We start from the raw sequence: 14,729 nt of genomic DNA, 5'->3' as shown, positions 1-14,729 counted from the left end.
ATTCGGGCTACTGCACTGACCCGCTAAATCTCCAGCTCCGTGCCGAACTCCACCACCTGCTTGGTCGGCACGCCGAAGAACGCGGCTGAGCGTTCGGCGTTGCGCTGGAGGAAGGCGAAGACGCCTTCGCGCCATACCCACATGCCCGGCACGTCCTCGCTCGGGATGATGGTCTCGCGGCCGACGTAATAGGTGATGTCGGCGAGATCGATGCCGGGCAGCTTGCCCTGGCGGCAGGCGAGCTTGAGCCCGTCATAGATGGTCGGGTTCTGCATGAAACCGTAGTGCAGCACCACGCGGGTGATGCCGGTGATGATCTCGATCACCTCGGTGCGATCCTCGTCAGGGATATGCGGCAATTCCTCGATCAGCACCGTGACGAGGACGATGCGCTCGTGCAGCACATGGTTGTGGTTCACGAACTGCGTCAGCGCGAGCGGCACGCCGCGCGGCGCGGAGGCCAGGAATACCGCGGTGCCGGGGAGCCTGGCGCTGCACTTGTTGACCGCGGTCTCGATCAGATCCTCCTCGGGCTGGCGCAGTTTTCCGCGCGCGGCCTCGACCAGCTTCACGCCGCTGCGCCATGTCAGCATCATGAAGGCGACGAGAGCCGCAAGCAGCAGCGGAAACCAGCCGCCCTCGAACAGCTTGACCGAGTTGGCCGAGAAGAAGATCAGGTCGATGACGAAGAAGAAGCCGTTCACGGCAACGACGAGCCACGGCGAATAGCCCCACTGGATCGCAACGAGTGCGGCGAGCAGCGTCGTGATCGCCATCAGGAGCGAGACGGCGATGCCGTAGGCGCCGGCGAGCGCATCGGACGTGCCGAAGCTCAAGACCGCTCCAAGGGTTGCGGCGGCGAGCAGCCAGTTCACCAGTGGCACGTAGATCTGGCCGATCGCGGTGCTAGTGGTGTGGCGGATCTGCATGCGCGGCAGGAACCCGAGCTGGATCGACTGCTGGGTCAGTGAGAACACGCCGGAGATGATCGCCTGCGAGGCGATCACGGTCGCGACCGCCGAGAACGCGACCAGCGGATAGTGCAGGGCGTCGGGGCAGAGCTGGAAGAACGGGTTCTCGATCATCGTGGGATCGGTGATCAGCAGCGCGGCCTGACCAAAGTAGTTCAGCACCAGCGCGGGCAGGCAGATCGCGAACCAGGCGAGCCGGATCGGCAGGCGGCCGAAATGGCCCATGTCGGCATACATGGCCTCGCCGCCGGTCACTGCCAGGAAGGCGGCGCCGAGGATGGCAAAGGAGACGTGAAAATCCTGGTGGATCAGGAAGTCGAAGGCATAGAGCGGGCTCAGCGCGGCCAGCACAGCCGGCGCCTGGACGATGCCGTGGATGCCGAGCGCGGCAAGCACGACGAACCAGGCCAGCATCACCGGACCGAAGATGCGGCCGATGAAGCCAGCACCCTGCTTCTGCATCATGAACAGCCCGATCAGAATGACGACCGTGATCGGCACCACCGCGGGCGCCAGCGAGGGCGCGTCGACCTTGAGCCCTTCGATGGCGCTGAGCACCGAGATCGCCGGCGTGATCGCGCCGTCGCCATAGAGCAGGGCTGCGCCGACGAGACCGACGACCAGCAGATGCGCCCGCCAGGTGCCGGGTTGGGCGTGGCGGGCGTGGAGCAGCGCCAGCAGCGCGACGATGCCGCCTTCGCCGCGATTGTCCGCGCGCAGGATCAGCAGCGCATATTTCAGCGAGATGATCAGCAGCAGCGCCCAGAGGATCAGCGAGGCAATCCCCAGGACAGCGCCGTGATTGAGGGTGCCGCCATGGGCAGCCGCCTTGGCGGCTTCCTTCAGGGCATAGAGCGGGCTGGTGCCGATATCGCCATAGACCACCCCGAGGGCGCCCATGGTCATTGCAATTGGCAGAGGGTCGGGGTGATGGCCGGAAGCCAATGCGGGCGTACTGGACAATGACAACCCTCGATGGGATCGTGCCCGGCGGGCCATCCGACGGGCGCGAGCATCATGCAGTCTGCGACGGGACGTCGCAAATAGCCATGGGGATTATATGGGCAGCTTCTGACGTGAAGCTGACGGCCGGCTACGGCGTGCGGTTTGCGGTCACGAGGCGCGCCTCGCGAATGTTGGCCTTGGTGCCAGCCTGGCGCAGACAGGAGGCCTCGAAATTCGGCCAGGCCTGCTGCGAGCAATCCTTGCCGATGCTGCGGATATCGAGGCGGTCGCTCTTGGCGAGCGGCTGCGGGACGCTCGCTTCGACTGCTGGAGCGAAGCCGGGAAGAACGGTGAGGGCGGCGGCAACAAACGCTGCGATGGCGACGGCCGAGATGGTCTTGATCATTGACGGTCCCCTGTGATGCGGCCGCTACGCCCAGTTGTGCGGCCCGTCATTCGTTGGGTGGATTAGTAACCATGGCCAGTTTCCGGACGTCTTCGCGGACGCGGGAAATGGTTTCGTTCGCGGTCCGATTTGTTTCGTGGCCGCCCTCAGGACGAAACAATGGGCTCGCTTCCGACATGGTCTGAGGCGGAATCTGCGGGAAACCGGCAAGGAACCTGTCCGGCTTGCCGGGCCGGGCCGGGCGCGGTAGGACGGGGCCATGCCGCGCATTGCCTTCTACCCAGGTTCCTTCGACCCCATCACCAACGGCCATCTGGACGTGGTCCGGCACAGCGTTCCCTTGTGCGACCGCCTGGTGGTCGCGATCGGGGTTCATCCGGGCAAGAAGCCGCTGTTCTCGACCGAGGAGCGGCTCAAGATGCTCGACGACGTCTGCGGGCCGGTGGCCGCAGCGGCCGGCTGCACGTTGGAGGCGGTCACGTACGACGACCTCGCAGTCACCGCGGCGCGCAAGTACGGCGCGACCATCATGATTCGGGGTCTGCGCGACGGCACCGATCTCGACTACGAGATGCAGCTCGCCGGGATGAACGGCACGATGGCGCCCGACGTGCAAACCGTCTTCGTGCCGGCCTCCCCGGTGGTCCGCCCGATTACCGGCACATTGGTGCGCCAGATCGCCGCCATGGGCGGCGACGTCACGGCCTTCGTCCCGCCGCTCGTTGCATCCCAGCTCAAGGCAAAATTCGCCAGCTGACGGCGCGTTTCCTCTCTCATCTCTGATCCGGAGTTGTCATGATCCGAATTCTCGCAGTTCTTGCCGCGCTTCTGTTCGCGGTGCCGGCGGTGGCGCAGCAACTGCCGGCGGGCCTCGACAAGGCCAACGCCATCGTCATCGACAGCACCAAGGGGCGCATCGTCATCAAGCTGCGGACCGACATCGCGCCCCAGCACGCCGAGCGCATCAAGCAGCTCGCGCGCGAGGGCTATTACAACAACGTGCCGTTCCACCGCGTCATGGACGGCTTCATGGCCCAGACCGGCGACGGCGAGAAATTCAACGGCACCGGCGGCTCGAAATATCCGAACCTGAAGCAGGAATTCTCCAAGGTGCACTTCGCACGCGGCATCGTCGGAATGGCGCGGCGCGGCGACAGCGTGGACAGCGCCAATTCGCAGTTCTTCATCATGTTCGCCGACGGCGGCAGCCTCGATAACCAGTACACCGTGATCGGCGAGGTCGTGCAGGGCATGGACGTCGTCGACAAGCTGAAGAAGGCACCGCCCGGCTCGTCCGGCGGCGCCGTCACCGATCCCGACAAGATGGTGAAGGTCCAGGTGGCCTCCGACATCAAGTAGGGCGTTGCGATGGCGCACTGCGGCAACAGGCTTCTGCTGGTCGCCGCGGTGCTGCTCTTCGGCCTCTCCGGCGCGGCCGCCGAGGACGCGCAGGTCAACACCATCCAGGATATCTTCCGGCACTTGCGGACCTGCTGGAAGCCGCCGCCGGCCAGCAAGGCTCGCCCACTCGACATCACCGTCGTCGTGAGCTTTAACCGGGCCGGAAACATTTTGGGCCACCCGAGGATTACCTATGAATCCGCGGAGGCCTCCGACAATGACCGGCTGCAATACCGGATCGCGGTGATGGAGGCGTTGCAGCGCTGCACGCCGATGCCATTTACCGATGCAATGGCCGGCGCCGCCGCGGGACGTCCATTCGCGATCCAGTTCCGCAGCCGCAAAACTTCACCTGACAAGACTTCACCCCCAACGCAAGAGAGACGAGCATGAGCGCCACCGAAAACACCCTGATCCTCGAGACCACACAGGGCCCCGTCACCATCGAGATGCGTCCCGACCTCGCGCCCGGCCATGTCGCGCGCATCAAGGAGCTGGTCCGCGAGGGCTTTTACGACGGCATCGTGTTCCATCGCGTGATCGACGGTTTCATGGCGCAGACCGGCTGCCCGCAGGGCACCGGCACCGGCGGCTCGGGCAAGAAGCTGAAGGCCGAGTTCAACAAGGAGCCGCATGTGCGCGGCACCACCTCGATGGCCCGCGCCGCGAGCCCCGATTCCGGCGACAGCCAGTTCTTCATCTGCTTCGACGATGCCCGCTTCCTCGACAACCAGTACACGGTGTGGGGCAAGGTCACCGAGGGCATGGAGAACGTCGACAAGATCAAGCGCGGCGAGCCGGTGCAGAACCCCGACAAGATCGTCAAGGCGCGGATGGCCGCGGACGCGGAGTAACGCCTGCGGTCGTGCTCCGCTTCGGCGGGGCACGACGAGGTATTTCAATTGCGCACCGACCTCTTCGATTTCGACCTGCCGCCCGAGCGCATCGCGTTGCGCCCGGCGAGCCCGCGCGACTCCGCGCGGCTGCTAATCGTAGAGAACGGCGCGCTGCGCGACCAGATCATCGCCGACCTGCCTCAATGGCTGAGGCCCGGCGACCAGCTCGTCGTCAACGACACCAAGGTGATCGCGGCGCAGCTCAAGGGCCGCCGCATCGGCCGCGAGACCGAGCCGAAGATCGAGGCGACGCTGATCAAGCGCCTCGACGGTTCGCGCTGGCAGGCGCTGGTGAAGCCGGCGAAGAAGCTCATGGCCGGCGACCGCATCCGCTTCGGCAATGAAGGCAAGGTCTGCCTGCTCGGCCATCTCGACGCCGAGGTCGAGGCCAAGGGCGCCGAAGGCGAGGTGACGCTGTCGTTCTCGTTCCACGGCCCCGCGCTCGATCAGGCGATATCGGATCTCGGCAGCCCGCCGCTGCCGCCCTACATCGCCTCCAAGCGTACCCCCGACGATCAGGACCTCGCCGACTACCAAACCATGTTCGCGGCGAATGAAGGTGCGGTCGCGGCTCCGACCGCGGGCCTGCATTTCACGCCCGCCTTGGAGCAGGCGCTGCACACGCGCGCCGTCGACATCAACCGCGTCACGCTGCATGTCGGGGCAGGGACGTTCCTGCCGGTCAAGGTGGAGGACACCGAAGGCCACAAGATGCATGCCGAGTGGGGCACGATCTCGGCCGAGACCGCAGAGCGGCTCAACGCTGCGCGGAAGAACGGCGGCCGCATCATCGCCGTCGGCACGACGTCATTGCGTCTGCTCGAGAGCGCAGCGAGCGAGGACGGCACCATCCGGCCATTCGCCCAGGAGACCTCGATCTTCATCACCCCCGGCTATCGCTTCCGCGCCGTCGATATTCTGTTGACCAATTTCCATCTGCCGAAGTCGACGCTTTTCATGCTGGTGTCGGCCTTCTCGGGGCTGGAGACGATGCAGCAGGCGTATGCGCATGCGATCGCGAATGGCTACCGGTTTTATTCGTACGGGGATGCTTGCTTGTTGTTTCGGGCGCGCGACTAATTTCGGCGCCGTAGGGTGGGCAAAGCGAAGCGTGCCCACCATCCTTCGTGGGTTGCGCAAGAGAAGTGGTGGGCACGCCGCTTGCGCGCCTTTGCCCACCCTACGACCCTACGATTCCGGCGCTACGCCATCACCCGCTGCGGCAGCAGCTCCGCGATCTGCACCGCGTTGAGCGCGGCGCCCTTGAGCAACTGATCGGCCGCCACGAACATCGAGATCGAATGTCCTGAGGGATCGCTGAGGTCCTTGCGGATGCGGCCGACCAGGACGTCGTCCTGGCCCGAGGCGTCGATCGGCATCGGGAAGTAGTTCCGGGCGCGGTCGTCGACCACCTTCACGCCGGGCGCCCGGGCCATGATCGCGCGGACCTGGTCCTCGGTGATCTCCTTCTCGCATTCGAAGGTGATGGCCTCGCAATGGGCGCGCAGCACCGGCACGCGGACGCAGGTGACGCCGATCGCGATCTTGTCGTCCTCGAAGATCTTGCGGGTCTCCTTGATGACCTTGGTCTCTTCGTCGTTGTAGCCGGTCTCGGGGTCGACGGCGGTGTTGTGGTTGAAGAGGTTGAAGGCGTAGGGGTGCGGCATCACCTTGGGCGTGTAGACCTGCCCGTTGAGGTTGGCGCGGGTGGACTCGACGAGCTCGTCCATCGCGGCAGCGCCTGCGCCGCTCGCAGCCTGGTAGGTCGAGATGATCACGCGCTTGATGCGGTTGTTCTGGTGGATTGGCCAGAGCGGCACCAGCGCGGTGATCGCGGCGCAGTTCGGGTTGGCGATGATGCCCTTGTGATCGCGGATGCGGTTCGCGTTGATCTCGGGGATCACCAGCGGCACGTTCGGATCCATGCGGAAGGCGGAGGAGTTGTCGACCACGACCGCGCCGGCCTTGACCGCGATCGGCGCGAACTTCTTCGAGATGCTGCCGCCGGCGGAGAACAGGGCAATGTCGACGCCCTCGAAGGCGCGCTCGGTCAGCTCCTCGATGACGACGTCTTGCCCGCGGAACGACACCGTCTTGCCGGCCGAACGAGCGCTCGCGAGCGCCTTGAGCTTGCTGACGCGGAAGCCGCGCTTGTCCATGGTGGCGATGAATTCGGCGCCCACCGCACCGGTGACGCCGACAATCGCGACGACGGGATCGTTACTCACTTTGTCCTCCATTGCATTGAAATCCAGACAACAAAAAAGCCCCGGACCATCATGGGCGGGGCTTCGGTAGAGCTGATTGCGTTTTCGTCGACGACTACACGCGCACGCCTCCCCGGGCCCCTGAGGCCGTGGTGGTTTTGGTCGTGCGTTTGGTGGTCGTGAACATGGCGGCGACTTATGCGGGAGAGTCTTGCGCCCGTCAATGGCTTTTTGGCGGGATTGTGGCCGCGGGGCGGGACCTATTTGGCCCGGGCGCCCGGCGGCTCCAGGATGACTTCCTTGAGGTCGTCACCGCTGATCACGACGATCGCAAAACTCAGCCGGCCGCCTTCGCGCACGAGCCCGCCGCTGATCGCCTTGCCCGAGGCCGCGCGCTCGGCAACGCGCACGGCGTCAGCGAGGCGGTGCCCGATCGCCCCGAGCGCTGCGAGGTTGCTGCGATCGTCGCGGTCCAGCTCGGCAAGGGGAAGCGCGGCTTCCCCGCCGACGAGCTCCCCGGTCGAAGCGTTGATGGTGTGGCGCCAGATGCGGTCGTTGTGCAGGGTCTTGATCCGGTAGACCGGCACGCCCGACGCTCCGTCGAAGCTCACATCCGCGGTGGTGGCGCCGGCATGACGGGCCTCAGCGATTGCCATGGCCTGGCTGATCGAGATCGACGAGCCGCGGAATCGTTCGATTTCGCGGCTGACCGCTTGGCGGTCGGCTTCGGCGTTACCATCTGTCTCGCCGTGAAGGGCGGTAGGGGTGCCTCCGGCCGAGACGATCGCCTGCGCTGGCGCTGCGACGAGCAATGCCGACACGGCGGCCGCGAAGAACGTCCTGATGTGTTGTCGTGGTGCGTTCATGCGCGAAACCCTCGGTCAGCGAGTGTGCCGGATGATCGTAAAGAATTCGCGGCCGACCTTGGGCGTCGGCCGGCCGCGGAGCGTCGTGACGGGCTGTACCCGCCCCGGCGTTCTTGGCGTTACGGACCTCTTTTGGGGCTGGTGAAAAAAGCGGTCCGCATCGCCTATAACTAAACCATACCGTATCGTTTTATTTTGGTCAACGGCGAGGGCGTGTTCCGCCAGGGATAGATCGCGATCTCACGGAATTGTCAGCGGGACGGGCGCCGCCGCTGCGTGCCCTTCGTGGTGCTCTGGATGCGGTCCGCAGGTCCCAGCGCACCCGCCAGGAACAGCTTGATCGCCGCGCGCATCCGCTTTTCAGCGGCCTTCGGCTCCAGCGCCGTTCCGAACGTCGCCAGGCGATGGGTGTGACCGACGACGACGTCAAGGAACACTTCGGCCGCGATCGTGGTGTCATCGATGTCGAGGGCGCCCTGCGCCACCAGATGGTCGAAGAAGCGCGCCGTGGTGGCGACGGCCTTGAGCCAGCCTTCCTCCTTGCCGAGCTTGGCGATGTCGGGGAAGTTGATGGCCTGTGACGTCATCATGCGGCTGAAGGCGACGGCATCGGGACCGCAGGTGAATGTCAGCATCTCGCGCCCGATCTCGACCAGCCGCTGCTCGACAGAAATATCCGAGGCGCTTGAGAGCTGCGTCTGCGCCGCCGCCGACAGCGGCGCAAGCCAGCGCGCGATCTCACGCCTCAGCACCGCCGCAAACAGGCCGCGCTTGTCGCCGTAGCGGGAATAGACGGTGGGCTTGCTCACCCGGGCCGCTTCCGCGACCGCGTCGAGCGAGGTCGCGTCGAAACCGCGGTCCAGGAACAGACGGGTGGCGACCTCGATCAGGCGCTGGTCGCGCTCAATGGCGGCGGTTTTCGTCGGCCGGCCGCCGCGCGATTTCGGCACCTCGCGTCGTGGCGCGGCGGTTCTCGTCCTGGTCGCAGTCAATCCCATGCCCAATGATTCCTGCGCGAGTCTGATCGTCGTTCGCTCTATATCGCGCGGGAGCGGGGGCGTCATCGCGAATCTGGCCGAACTGGCCGTATCGTCAACGATTTCCGTATGACGTCGTTCCGTCAGGAGCGATCACGGAAGTGTCGAGGTCCAGGCTTGGCCGGAGGCGGCCTTCTCAAATCCGTACTGGTACAGCGCCCGCATATACGTCGTGTCGAACCCCTCCGACGGCGGCGCGGGATAATCGCGTGCGATGTAGGAGAGATGGAAGCCGAGATGGTTGCGCTTGGCGAAATCGTAGGTCGAGAAGATGATCGAGCGCGTCTGCGACTGGGTGATCGCCGACAGGCTGCGCGAGGCGACATCGATAGTGCTGTTGGAGACGAGCTCGAAGTTGCGTTCGATCTTCTTGTTGACGAGGATGTAGATGTCCATCCTCGTTTTGCCCGGCAGGCGACTGTCCTGGAACAGCAGGGCTTCCGGCAATGTCAGCACCGGGGCCGTCACGCCGCCGTCGACATGCATCTCCTGAAACTTCCGGCCCTGGCCTTCGGCGTCGATCATGATCGGCGGAAACACCAAGGGTATGCTGGCCGAGGCCGCCATCACGTCGCGAAACAGTTTCAGCGCTTCGGGGGTGCCGATTGTGGCGATCTTGCCCATGTCCCAGATCGCGGTGCGCTGGGTGTCGAGATCGGTGGTCACGATCAACAGCCGTCGCCCCCTGGCATATTCGCGCGCGATCTGAGCCAGGATCTCCGGTCCGACGTAGCGCGCCACGAGCTCGCGCAGCCGCGTGTTGCCGAACAGGCCGGAGCCGAAAAGGACCCGCATGATGCTGGGGTCGTTCAGCAGGCTCTCGGCGATGCCGCTGGTGTAGACGTCTTTCAGCGTATCGTCGTATTGCGGCCCGAGAAATGCAAAGGGTGCCATGAGGCCGCCGGTGCTCACGCCAGAGACAACGGAGAAAGTCGGGCGGGTGCCGGCCGCACTCCAGCCGCTGAGCACGCCGACGCCGTAAGCGCCGTCGGCTCCCCCGCCGGAGAGCGCCAGATAGCTCCTCGTCGCCGGAAAGTTGAATTTCGTGATGGGCTCATCGGCGTAGCGCCTCAAGCCGTCGATATCGAGCACGCGCGAGCTGCTGGCATCGGCGGCCGTATAGGGCGTGCGGGGCAGGGAGGTGCAGGCGCCGAGCGCAAGGCTGCACGCGAGGAGCTGGAATGCGATCAGGCGGGCGCCTGTCCGCCTGATCCAGCCAAGCAAGTGGCCGGACGCGTCAGTCGAACTCAACGGGAAAGGCATTGTCGGTGGCTGGCGATCACGCTTATACCGCCACCGGCAATCTTGCCGCGGCAGCTCGTCCAACCCCCACGGTAAAACTACACTGTATCGTTCTGTTTAACAAGCGCGGGGAACGCTCGTAGGCACGTCAATTGTGTCCCGGTATGAGGCACAAGACGGCTGGAGCATCGCCGGAGCGGGTTGATCGGCTTCCCCCGACACGCAATAAGCACCGCCATGAATCCTCCCGATAGCGGTCTACCCAATCATTTCGAACTGCTCGCCACCGATGGCGCTGCGCGCAGCGGGCGCCTGACCACGCCGCACGGCGTGGTGCGGACGCCCGCCTTCATGCCCGTCGGCACCGCCGGCGCCATGAAGGGCATGCACTGGCGTGAGGTGCGCGACGCCGGCGCCGACATCGTGCTCGGCAACACCTATCATTTGATGCTGCGGCCCGGCGCCGAGCGGATCGCGGCGCTCGGCGGCTTGCAGCGCTTCACCGGTTGGAACGGGCCGATGCTGACCGATTCCGGCGGTTTCCAGGTGATGTCGCTGTCGGACCTGCGCAAGGTCAGCGAGCATGCGGTCACCTTCCGCTCGCATATCGACGGCGCCAAGGTCGAGCTGTCGCCGGAGCGCTCGATCGAGGTGCAGCGTTTCCTCGGCTCGGACATCGCCATGCAGATGGACGAATGCGTGCGGCTGCCGGCCGAGCGCGACGACATCGACCGCGCAATGCGCCTGTCGTTGCGCTGGGCGGAGCGCAGCAAGCGCGCCTTCGAGAGCGCACCAGACGGGTACATGCTGTTCGGCATCGTGCAGGGGGGCGACATCCCGCAGCTTCGTCATGCCAGCGCACAGGGCCTCGTCGAGATCGGCTTCCACGGCTACGCCATCGGCGGCCTTGCCGTCGGCGAGCCGCAGGCCGTGATGCTGGCGATGATCGACGAGACCGCGCCGGCGCTGCCGTCGGACCGGCCGCGCTACCTGATGGGCGTCGGCACGCCTGACGACATTCTCGAAGCGGTGAAGCGCGGTATCGACATGTTCGATTGCGTGATGCCGACGCGCAATGGCCGGCATGGCGTTGCGTTCACCCGCTTCGGCCAGGTCAATCTGCGCAACGCGCGCCACGCCGACGATCCGCGGCCGCTGGATGAGGAGAGTTCCTGGCCATCGGCGCGCAACTACGCGCGCGCCTACCTGCACCATCTCGTCAAGGCCGGCGAGACGCTCGGCGCGATGCTGCTGTCTGAAATCAATATCGCTTACTATCAGTTCCTGATGCACGGCATCAGGAGCGCGATCGCACACGGAATGTTCGAAGAGTTCTATCAGCGTACGCGCGAAGACTGGGCGAGGGGCGACATCGCCCCGCGCTAAATCAATTGCACACGAACCGCTGCTTCACGGCGTGCTTGGTGACGAAGCCGTAGCCGCAATTGTCGCAGGTCCAGAGATAGCTGATCATGTGGTCCGAGACGTAGGCGGATGCTTCGGCGGCGACCATGGAATCGGCGCAGACAGGACACGTGGGCAACTCGCTGCAACGCGGATCGCGGTGGTGTGCGACGGTCGACAACACTTCAGCGACTGCTGACATCGTGGTGACCTCCTGCTTGAGACCTAAGTCTAACATAAGCAGAATCAGTTGACGAGGTCGCAACACAAATGCGCTGGTTTTCTGATAACTAGAGCTCACGTGATTTTGCGATGCAGCGTATTTAACATGTGCCGCAATGTCGCTTGCGTCTCGGGGCAAGCTATCCGTAACTGCGCAGCAGCTGCAAAAGAAGCGCAATTGTCGTCACAGGGAGTTCATCATGGACGCATCGTCCGAGAAGGCTGCAAAGACGGGTGCAGCGCACCAACCCGGCCGAGGCCGAATCTATTCTTCGATCGTCGAGGCTTTTGGCGACACGCCGATCGTGCGGTTGCAGCGGCTGCCGGGCATGCACGGCGTGACTGCGACGATTTTGGCAAAACTTGAATATTTCAATCCTGCCGCAAGTGTGAAGGATCGCATCGGCGCGGCCATGGTCATCGCGATGGAGAAGGCTGGCATCGTCAAGCCCGATACCGTGCTGATCGAGCCGACCTCCGGCAATACCGGCATCGCGCTCGCCTTCGTCGCGGCCTCGCGCGGCTACCGGCTCAAGCTGGTCATGCCGGAATCGATGTCGATCGAGCGGCGCAAGATGCTGGCTTTTCTCGGCGCGGAGCTGGTGCTGACCCCGGCCGCACAGGGCATGAAGGGCGCGATCGCGACCGCCGAGGAGCTGTTGAAGACGACGCCGAACTCGGTGATGCCGCAGCAGTTCAAGAACCTCGCCAATCCCGAGGTGCACCGCCGCACCACCGCGGAGGAGATCTGGAACGACACCGGCGGCAGCATCGATTTCTTCGTCGCCGGCGTCGGCACCGGCGGCACCATCACCGGCGTCGGCCAGGTGCTGAAGCCACGCAAGCCTTCGCTGCATGTGGTCGCGGTCGAGCCGGAGGAGAGCCCGGTCCTCTCGGGCGGCCAGCACACGCCGCACAAGATCCAGGGCATCGGCGCGGGGTTCGTGCCCGACATCCTCGACCGCGCCGTGATCGACGAGATCGTGAAGATCAACTCGACGACTGCGATCGAGACCTCCCGGGCACTGGCGCGGCATGAGGGCATTCCCGGCGGCATCTCCTCGGGCGCGGCGATCGCGGCGGCGCTCCAGATCGGCAAGCGGCCGGAAGCTGCGGGAAAAACCATTCTGGCTATAGTGCCGTCGTTCTCGGAGCGGTATCTTTCGACGGCTCTGTTTGAGGGAATCTAGGCTATGGCGGATCAACCGAGGCGGCCACGCACGCTTGGCGATGCGCGGTCGGAGGCCGAAGCGGCATTCAAGAAGGTGACAGCCAAGGTCGTCGTCGCGCCGCCGAAGCAGAACGTCGCGCCGGGGATCAAGGAGCAGGTCAGCTTGCGCATCGACCAGGACGTGCTGGAGTTCTTTCAGGCTGGCGGTCCGGGCTGGCAGGATCGCATCAACGAGGCGCTGCGCAAGGCGGCAGGGAAGTAGCGCCAACTCCTCGCTCAAGGGAACGATCAACGAAAAAGCCCGGCGGTGAGCCGGGCTTTTGTGTCTTGAGTTTGGCGCTTCGCCTCAGCGCCGGAACATGCCGCCCATCATGCCCCCGACGACACCGCCCACGAAGGCGGCCCCGGCTGCATCGCCGGGATTGCTGCGTTGGGGCGCCGGTGCCGGTGCGCTGCTGGGAGCCGGGGCGGTGGCGGCGCGCCGGGCCGCCTTCTGGCTGTTATCGCTTGCAGTCGGCGGGGCGGCCACGACCTCCGAGAGCAGGGCCTTGTGCTGGTACTTGTTGAGGTAGCCCGATGAGGGATACCCGCGCGCAGCCTGCCAGCGTTTGAGCACGGACCGGGTCTCCTCGCTGAACACGCCGGTCTGCTTGGTATCGAAGCCGAGCCCGGTGAGGCGACGCTGCACGTCGCGGCGCTGGGTCTTGTCGAGCCCCATCTGGTCCTCGGTCAGCTGGGTGGCCTCGTCGGTGAAGGTGGCGGGATCGACGCCGGCGTTGAGGGCGCGCGTTGCGGTCGATGGGCCGCTCTTGATGGCCGCAAGCCGCGCCAGGGCCAGTGCCTTGAACTGGCCGTTCGGATAGGCCGAGAGATAGGCATTGAGCTCCTCCGGCTTGTTGGATTCCTTGACCGAGCGCCAGTACTCGAGCTCGACACCGTCAGAGCCGCCAGCCGCCACCGGCACGACGCCGGAAGCGGTCGGCGCCGCGTGGGCCACTTGTGTCGTCTGCGCGGGGTTGAGGTAGACAGCACCGGTCAGGTTGGTGTGCCCCCAGGGCAGCTGGCCCTTTCGGGTCTCTTCGTTGACCTGGGCGCGCACCGACGTCATCGCCTGCTGGATCTCAACACCGGGCCTGGTGATGTTGTCGATCAGCGCGCGGGTGAACGGGCTGTTGTTACCCTCCTGGCCATCGAGCGCGGTTTGGCCCGGGCCGGTGGCGAACGCGATCAGCGTGCCTTCGCCGGACTTCATTTCGGCGAGGCCGCTTTGCACGTTGACACTGCGGGTGGCCGAGTTCGACTTGATCTTGGCGGCGAACGGATTGTCGCGGCAGGCATCGAGAAACACCAGCTTGACCTTGGCATCGCCCATGGTCTGCTCGAGCGTCAGGTCGATGTTGATGGCCGCGCCGAGCTTGACGTCCATCTCCGACTTGATGTCGGCGTCGACGGGCAGGAGATAGTTGCTGCCGCTGACTGCGATGCCATGGCCGGCATAATAGAACACCGCGACGTCGGATCCCTGCGCCTTGCGGCCGAAGTCCAGCAGCTTCTCCGTCATCTGGTCGCGGGTGAGATTGGATCCTTCGATCACCTCGAAGCCGACATTGCGAAGCGTCGCCGCCATCGCCTTGGCGTCGATCGGCGGGTTCGGCAATTGTGCGACGTTTTTGTAGGAGCCGTTGCCGACGACGAAGGCGACGCGGCGGTCGGCCTTCGCGGCACTGATCGACAGTGCCATGCACATCAGCGAAGCGATGAGGGTGAGATAGCGCATCTGAAATCCCCAGAATCGAATTGCAGGTAGCAACAAATTGGCAACGAACGTACACGAAGTGCCCGACTTCGCGCCACCGAAACGGCAGTACGTCGCAATCAACCCGCTGCTGTGTGGCCGAATGTGCACGATGGAATACCCCTCCAACGTGATCCAGATCACACGGCCACTTCGTTTTGTCGCG

16 protein-coding genes are annotated in these 14,729 nt (G+C 65.0%); 8 read left to right on the top strand and 8 right to left on the bottom strand.

Annotated features, from left to right (window positions below; translation table 11 throughout):
- Positions 1-23 precede the first annotated feature (23 nt).
- Positions 24-1,877, bottom strand: coding sequence for a KUP/HAK/KT family potassium transporter (locus QSV46_RS33470; RefSeq protein ID WP_314961621.1), 1,854 nt, complete (start codon positions 1,875-1,877; stop codon positions 24-26).
- 187 nt (positions 1,878-2,064) lie between these two features.
- Positions 2,065-2,322: a hypothetical protein gene (locus tag QSV46_RS33465; protein ID WP_314961619.1), complete on the bottom strand. Its 258-nt coding sequence runs from the start codon at positions 2,320-2,322 to the stop codon at positions 2,065-2,067.
- 259 nt (positions 2,323-2,581) lie between these two features.
- Between QSV46_RS33465 and coaD the strand changes: the two genes are divergently transcribed.
- From coaD to queA, 5 genes are read left to right on the top strand one after another with little or no spacing between them, the layout of a single operon-like run.
- A complete protein-coding gene (gene coaD, locus QSV46_RS33460; RefSeq protein ID WP_314961616.1) occupies positions 2,582-3,079 on the top strand; it encodes a pantetheine-phosphate adenylyltransferase in 498 nt (165 codons plus the stop codon).
- 38 nt (positions 3,080-3,117) lie between these two features.
- Entirely contained in the window at positions 3,118-3,681 is a 564-nt protein-coding gene (locus QSV46_RS33455) for a peptidylprolyl isomerase (protein WP_314961614.1), read from the top strand.
- A gap of 9 nt (positions 3,682-3,690) precedes the next feature.
- Complete coding sequence (locus QSV46_RS33450) at positions 3,691-4,116, top strand: hypothetical protein (protein ID WP_314961612.1); 426 nt, start codon at positions 3,691-3,693, stop codon at positions 4,114-4,116.
- Positions 4,113-4,577 (top strand): peptidylprolyl isomerase, encoded by a 465-nt coding sequence (locus QSV46_RS33445; protein WP_028144513.1) that lies wholly within the window; start codon positions 4,113-4,115, stop codon positions 4,575-4,577. Before QSV46_RS33450 ends, QSV46_RS33445 begins: the two co-directional genes overlap by 4 nt.
- 48 nt (positions 4,578-4,625) lie before the next feature.
- On the top strand, positions 4,626-5,699 hold the full coding sequence (queA, locus tag QSV46_RS33440; RefSeq protein ID WP_314961596.1) for a tRNA preQ1(34) S-adenosylmethionine ribosyltransferase-isomerase QueA: 1,074 nt from the start codon (positions 4,626-4,628) through the stop codon (positions 5,697-5,699).
- Positions 5,700-5,821: 122 nt separating this feature from the next.
- Here queA and QSV46_RS33435 read toward each other — a convergent pair whose 3' ends face one another.
- The 4 genes from QSV46_RS33435 to QSV46_RS33420 form a co-directional block, all read right to left on the bottom strand.
- On the bottom strand, positions 5,822-6,859 hold the full coding sequence (locus QSV46_RS33435; RefSeq protein WP_314961594.1) for an aspartate-semialdehyde dehydrogenase: 1,038 nt from the start codon (positions 6,857-6,859) through the stop codon (positions 5,822-5,824).
- A 227-nt stretch (positions 6,860-7,086) separates the two neighbouring features.
- Complete coding sequence (locus QSV46_RS33430; RefSeq protein ID WP_314961591.1) at positions 7,087-7,692, bottom strand: PepSY domain-containing protein; 606 nt, start codon at positions 7,690-7,692, stop codon at positions 7,087-7,089.
- A gap of 251 nt (positions 7,693-7,943) precedes the next feature.
- Complete coding sequence (locus QSV46_RS33425) at positions 7,944-8,690, bottom strand: TetR/AcrR family transcriptional regulator (RefSeq protein ID WP_314961589.1); 747 nt, start codon at positions 8,688-8,690, stop codon at positions 7,944-7,946.
- Positions 8,691-8,822: 132 nt separating this feature from the next.
- Positions 8,823-9,992, bottom strand: a complete 1,170-nt coding sequence (locus QSV46_RS33420; RefSeq protein ID WP_314961587.1) for a patatin-like phospholipase family protein — start codon at positions 9,990-9,992, stop codon at positions 8,823-8,825.
- Between the two features lie 216 nt (positions 9,993-10,208).
- On the opposite strand from QSV46_RS33420, the gene tgt reads away from it, so the two are divergent.
- Positions 10,209-11,357, top strand: a complete 1,149-nt coding sequence (gene tgt, locus QSV46_RS33415; protein WP_314961585.1) for a tRNA guanosine(34) transglycosylase Tgt — start codon at positions 10,209-10,211, stop codon at positions 11,355-11,357.
- 1 nt (position 11,358) lies between these two features.
- On the opposite strand, the gene QSV46_RS33410 is transcribed toward tgt, so the two are convergent.
- A complete protein-coding gene (locus QSV46_RS33410; RefSeq protein WP_314961582.1) occupies positions 11,359-11,577 on the bottom strand; it encodes a hypothetical protein in 219 nt (72 codons plus the stop codon).
- 220 nt (positions 11,578-11,797) lie between these two features.
- On the opposite strand from QSV46_RS33410, the gene cysK reads away from it, so the two are divergent.
- Both cysK and QSV46_RS33400 read left to right on the top strand, forming a co-directional pair.
- Positions 11,798-12,787: a cysteine synthase A gene (gene cysK, locus QSV46_RS33405; protein WP_314961579.1), complete on the top strand. Its 990-nt coding sequence runs from the start codon at positions 11,798-11,800 to the stop codon at positions 12,785-12,787.
- 3 nt (positions 12,788-12,790) lie between these two features.
- Positions 12,791-13,030 carry a BrnA antitoxin family protein gene (locus QSV46_RS33400; protein ID WP_314961576.1) on the top strand — a complete coding sequence of 80 codons (240 nt, stop codon included), beginning with the start codon at positions 12,791-12,793 and terminating at the stop codon, positions 13,028-13,030.
- 84 nt (positions 13,031-13,114) lie between these two features.
- Here the strand turns inward: QSV46_RS33400 and QSV46_RS33395 are convergent, their stop codons facing one another.
- Entirely contained in the window at positions 13,115-14,545 is a 1,431-nt protein-coding gene (locus tag QSV46_RS33395; protein WP_314961573.1) for a caspase family protein, read from the bottom strand.
- Positions 14,546-14,729 lie beyond the last annotated feature (184 nt).

The sequence above is a fragment of the Bradyrhizobium cosmicum genome (assembly GCF_032290525.1).
GTDB classification, from domain to species: domain Bacteria; phylum Pseudomonadota; class Alphaproteobacteria; order Rhizobiales; family Xanthobacteraceae; genus Bradyrhizobium; species Bradyrhizobium cosmicum_A.
The sequence above is the reverse complement of the archived record's forward strand: the minus strand, read 5'-3'. Positions and strand labels throughout refer to the sequence as shown.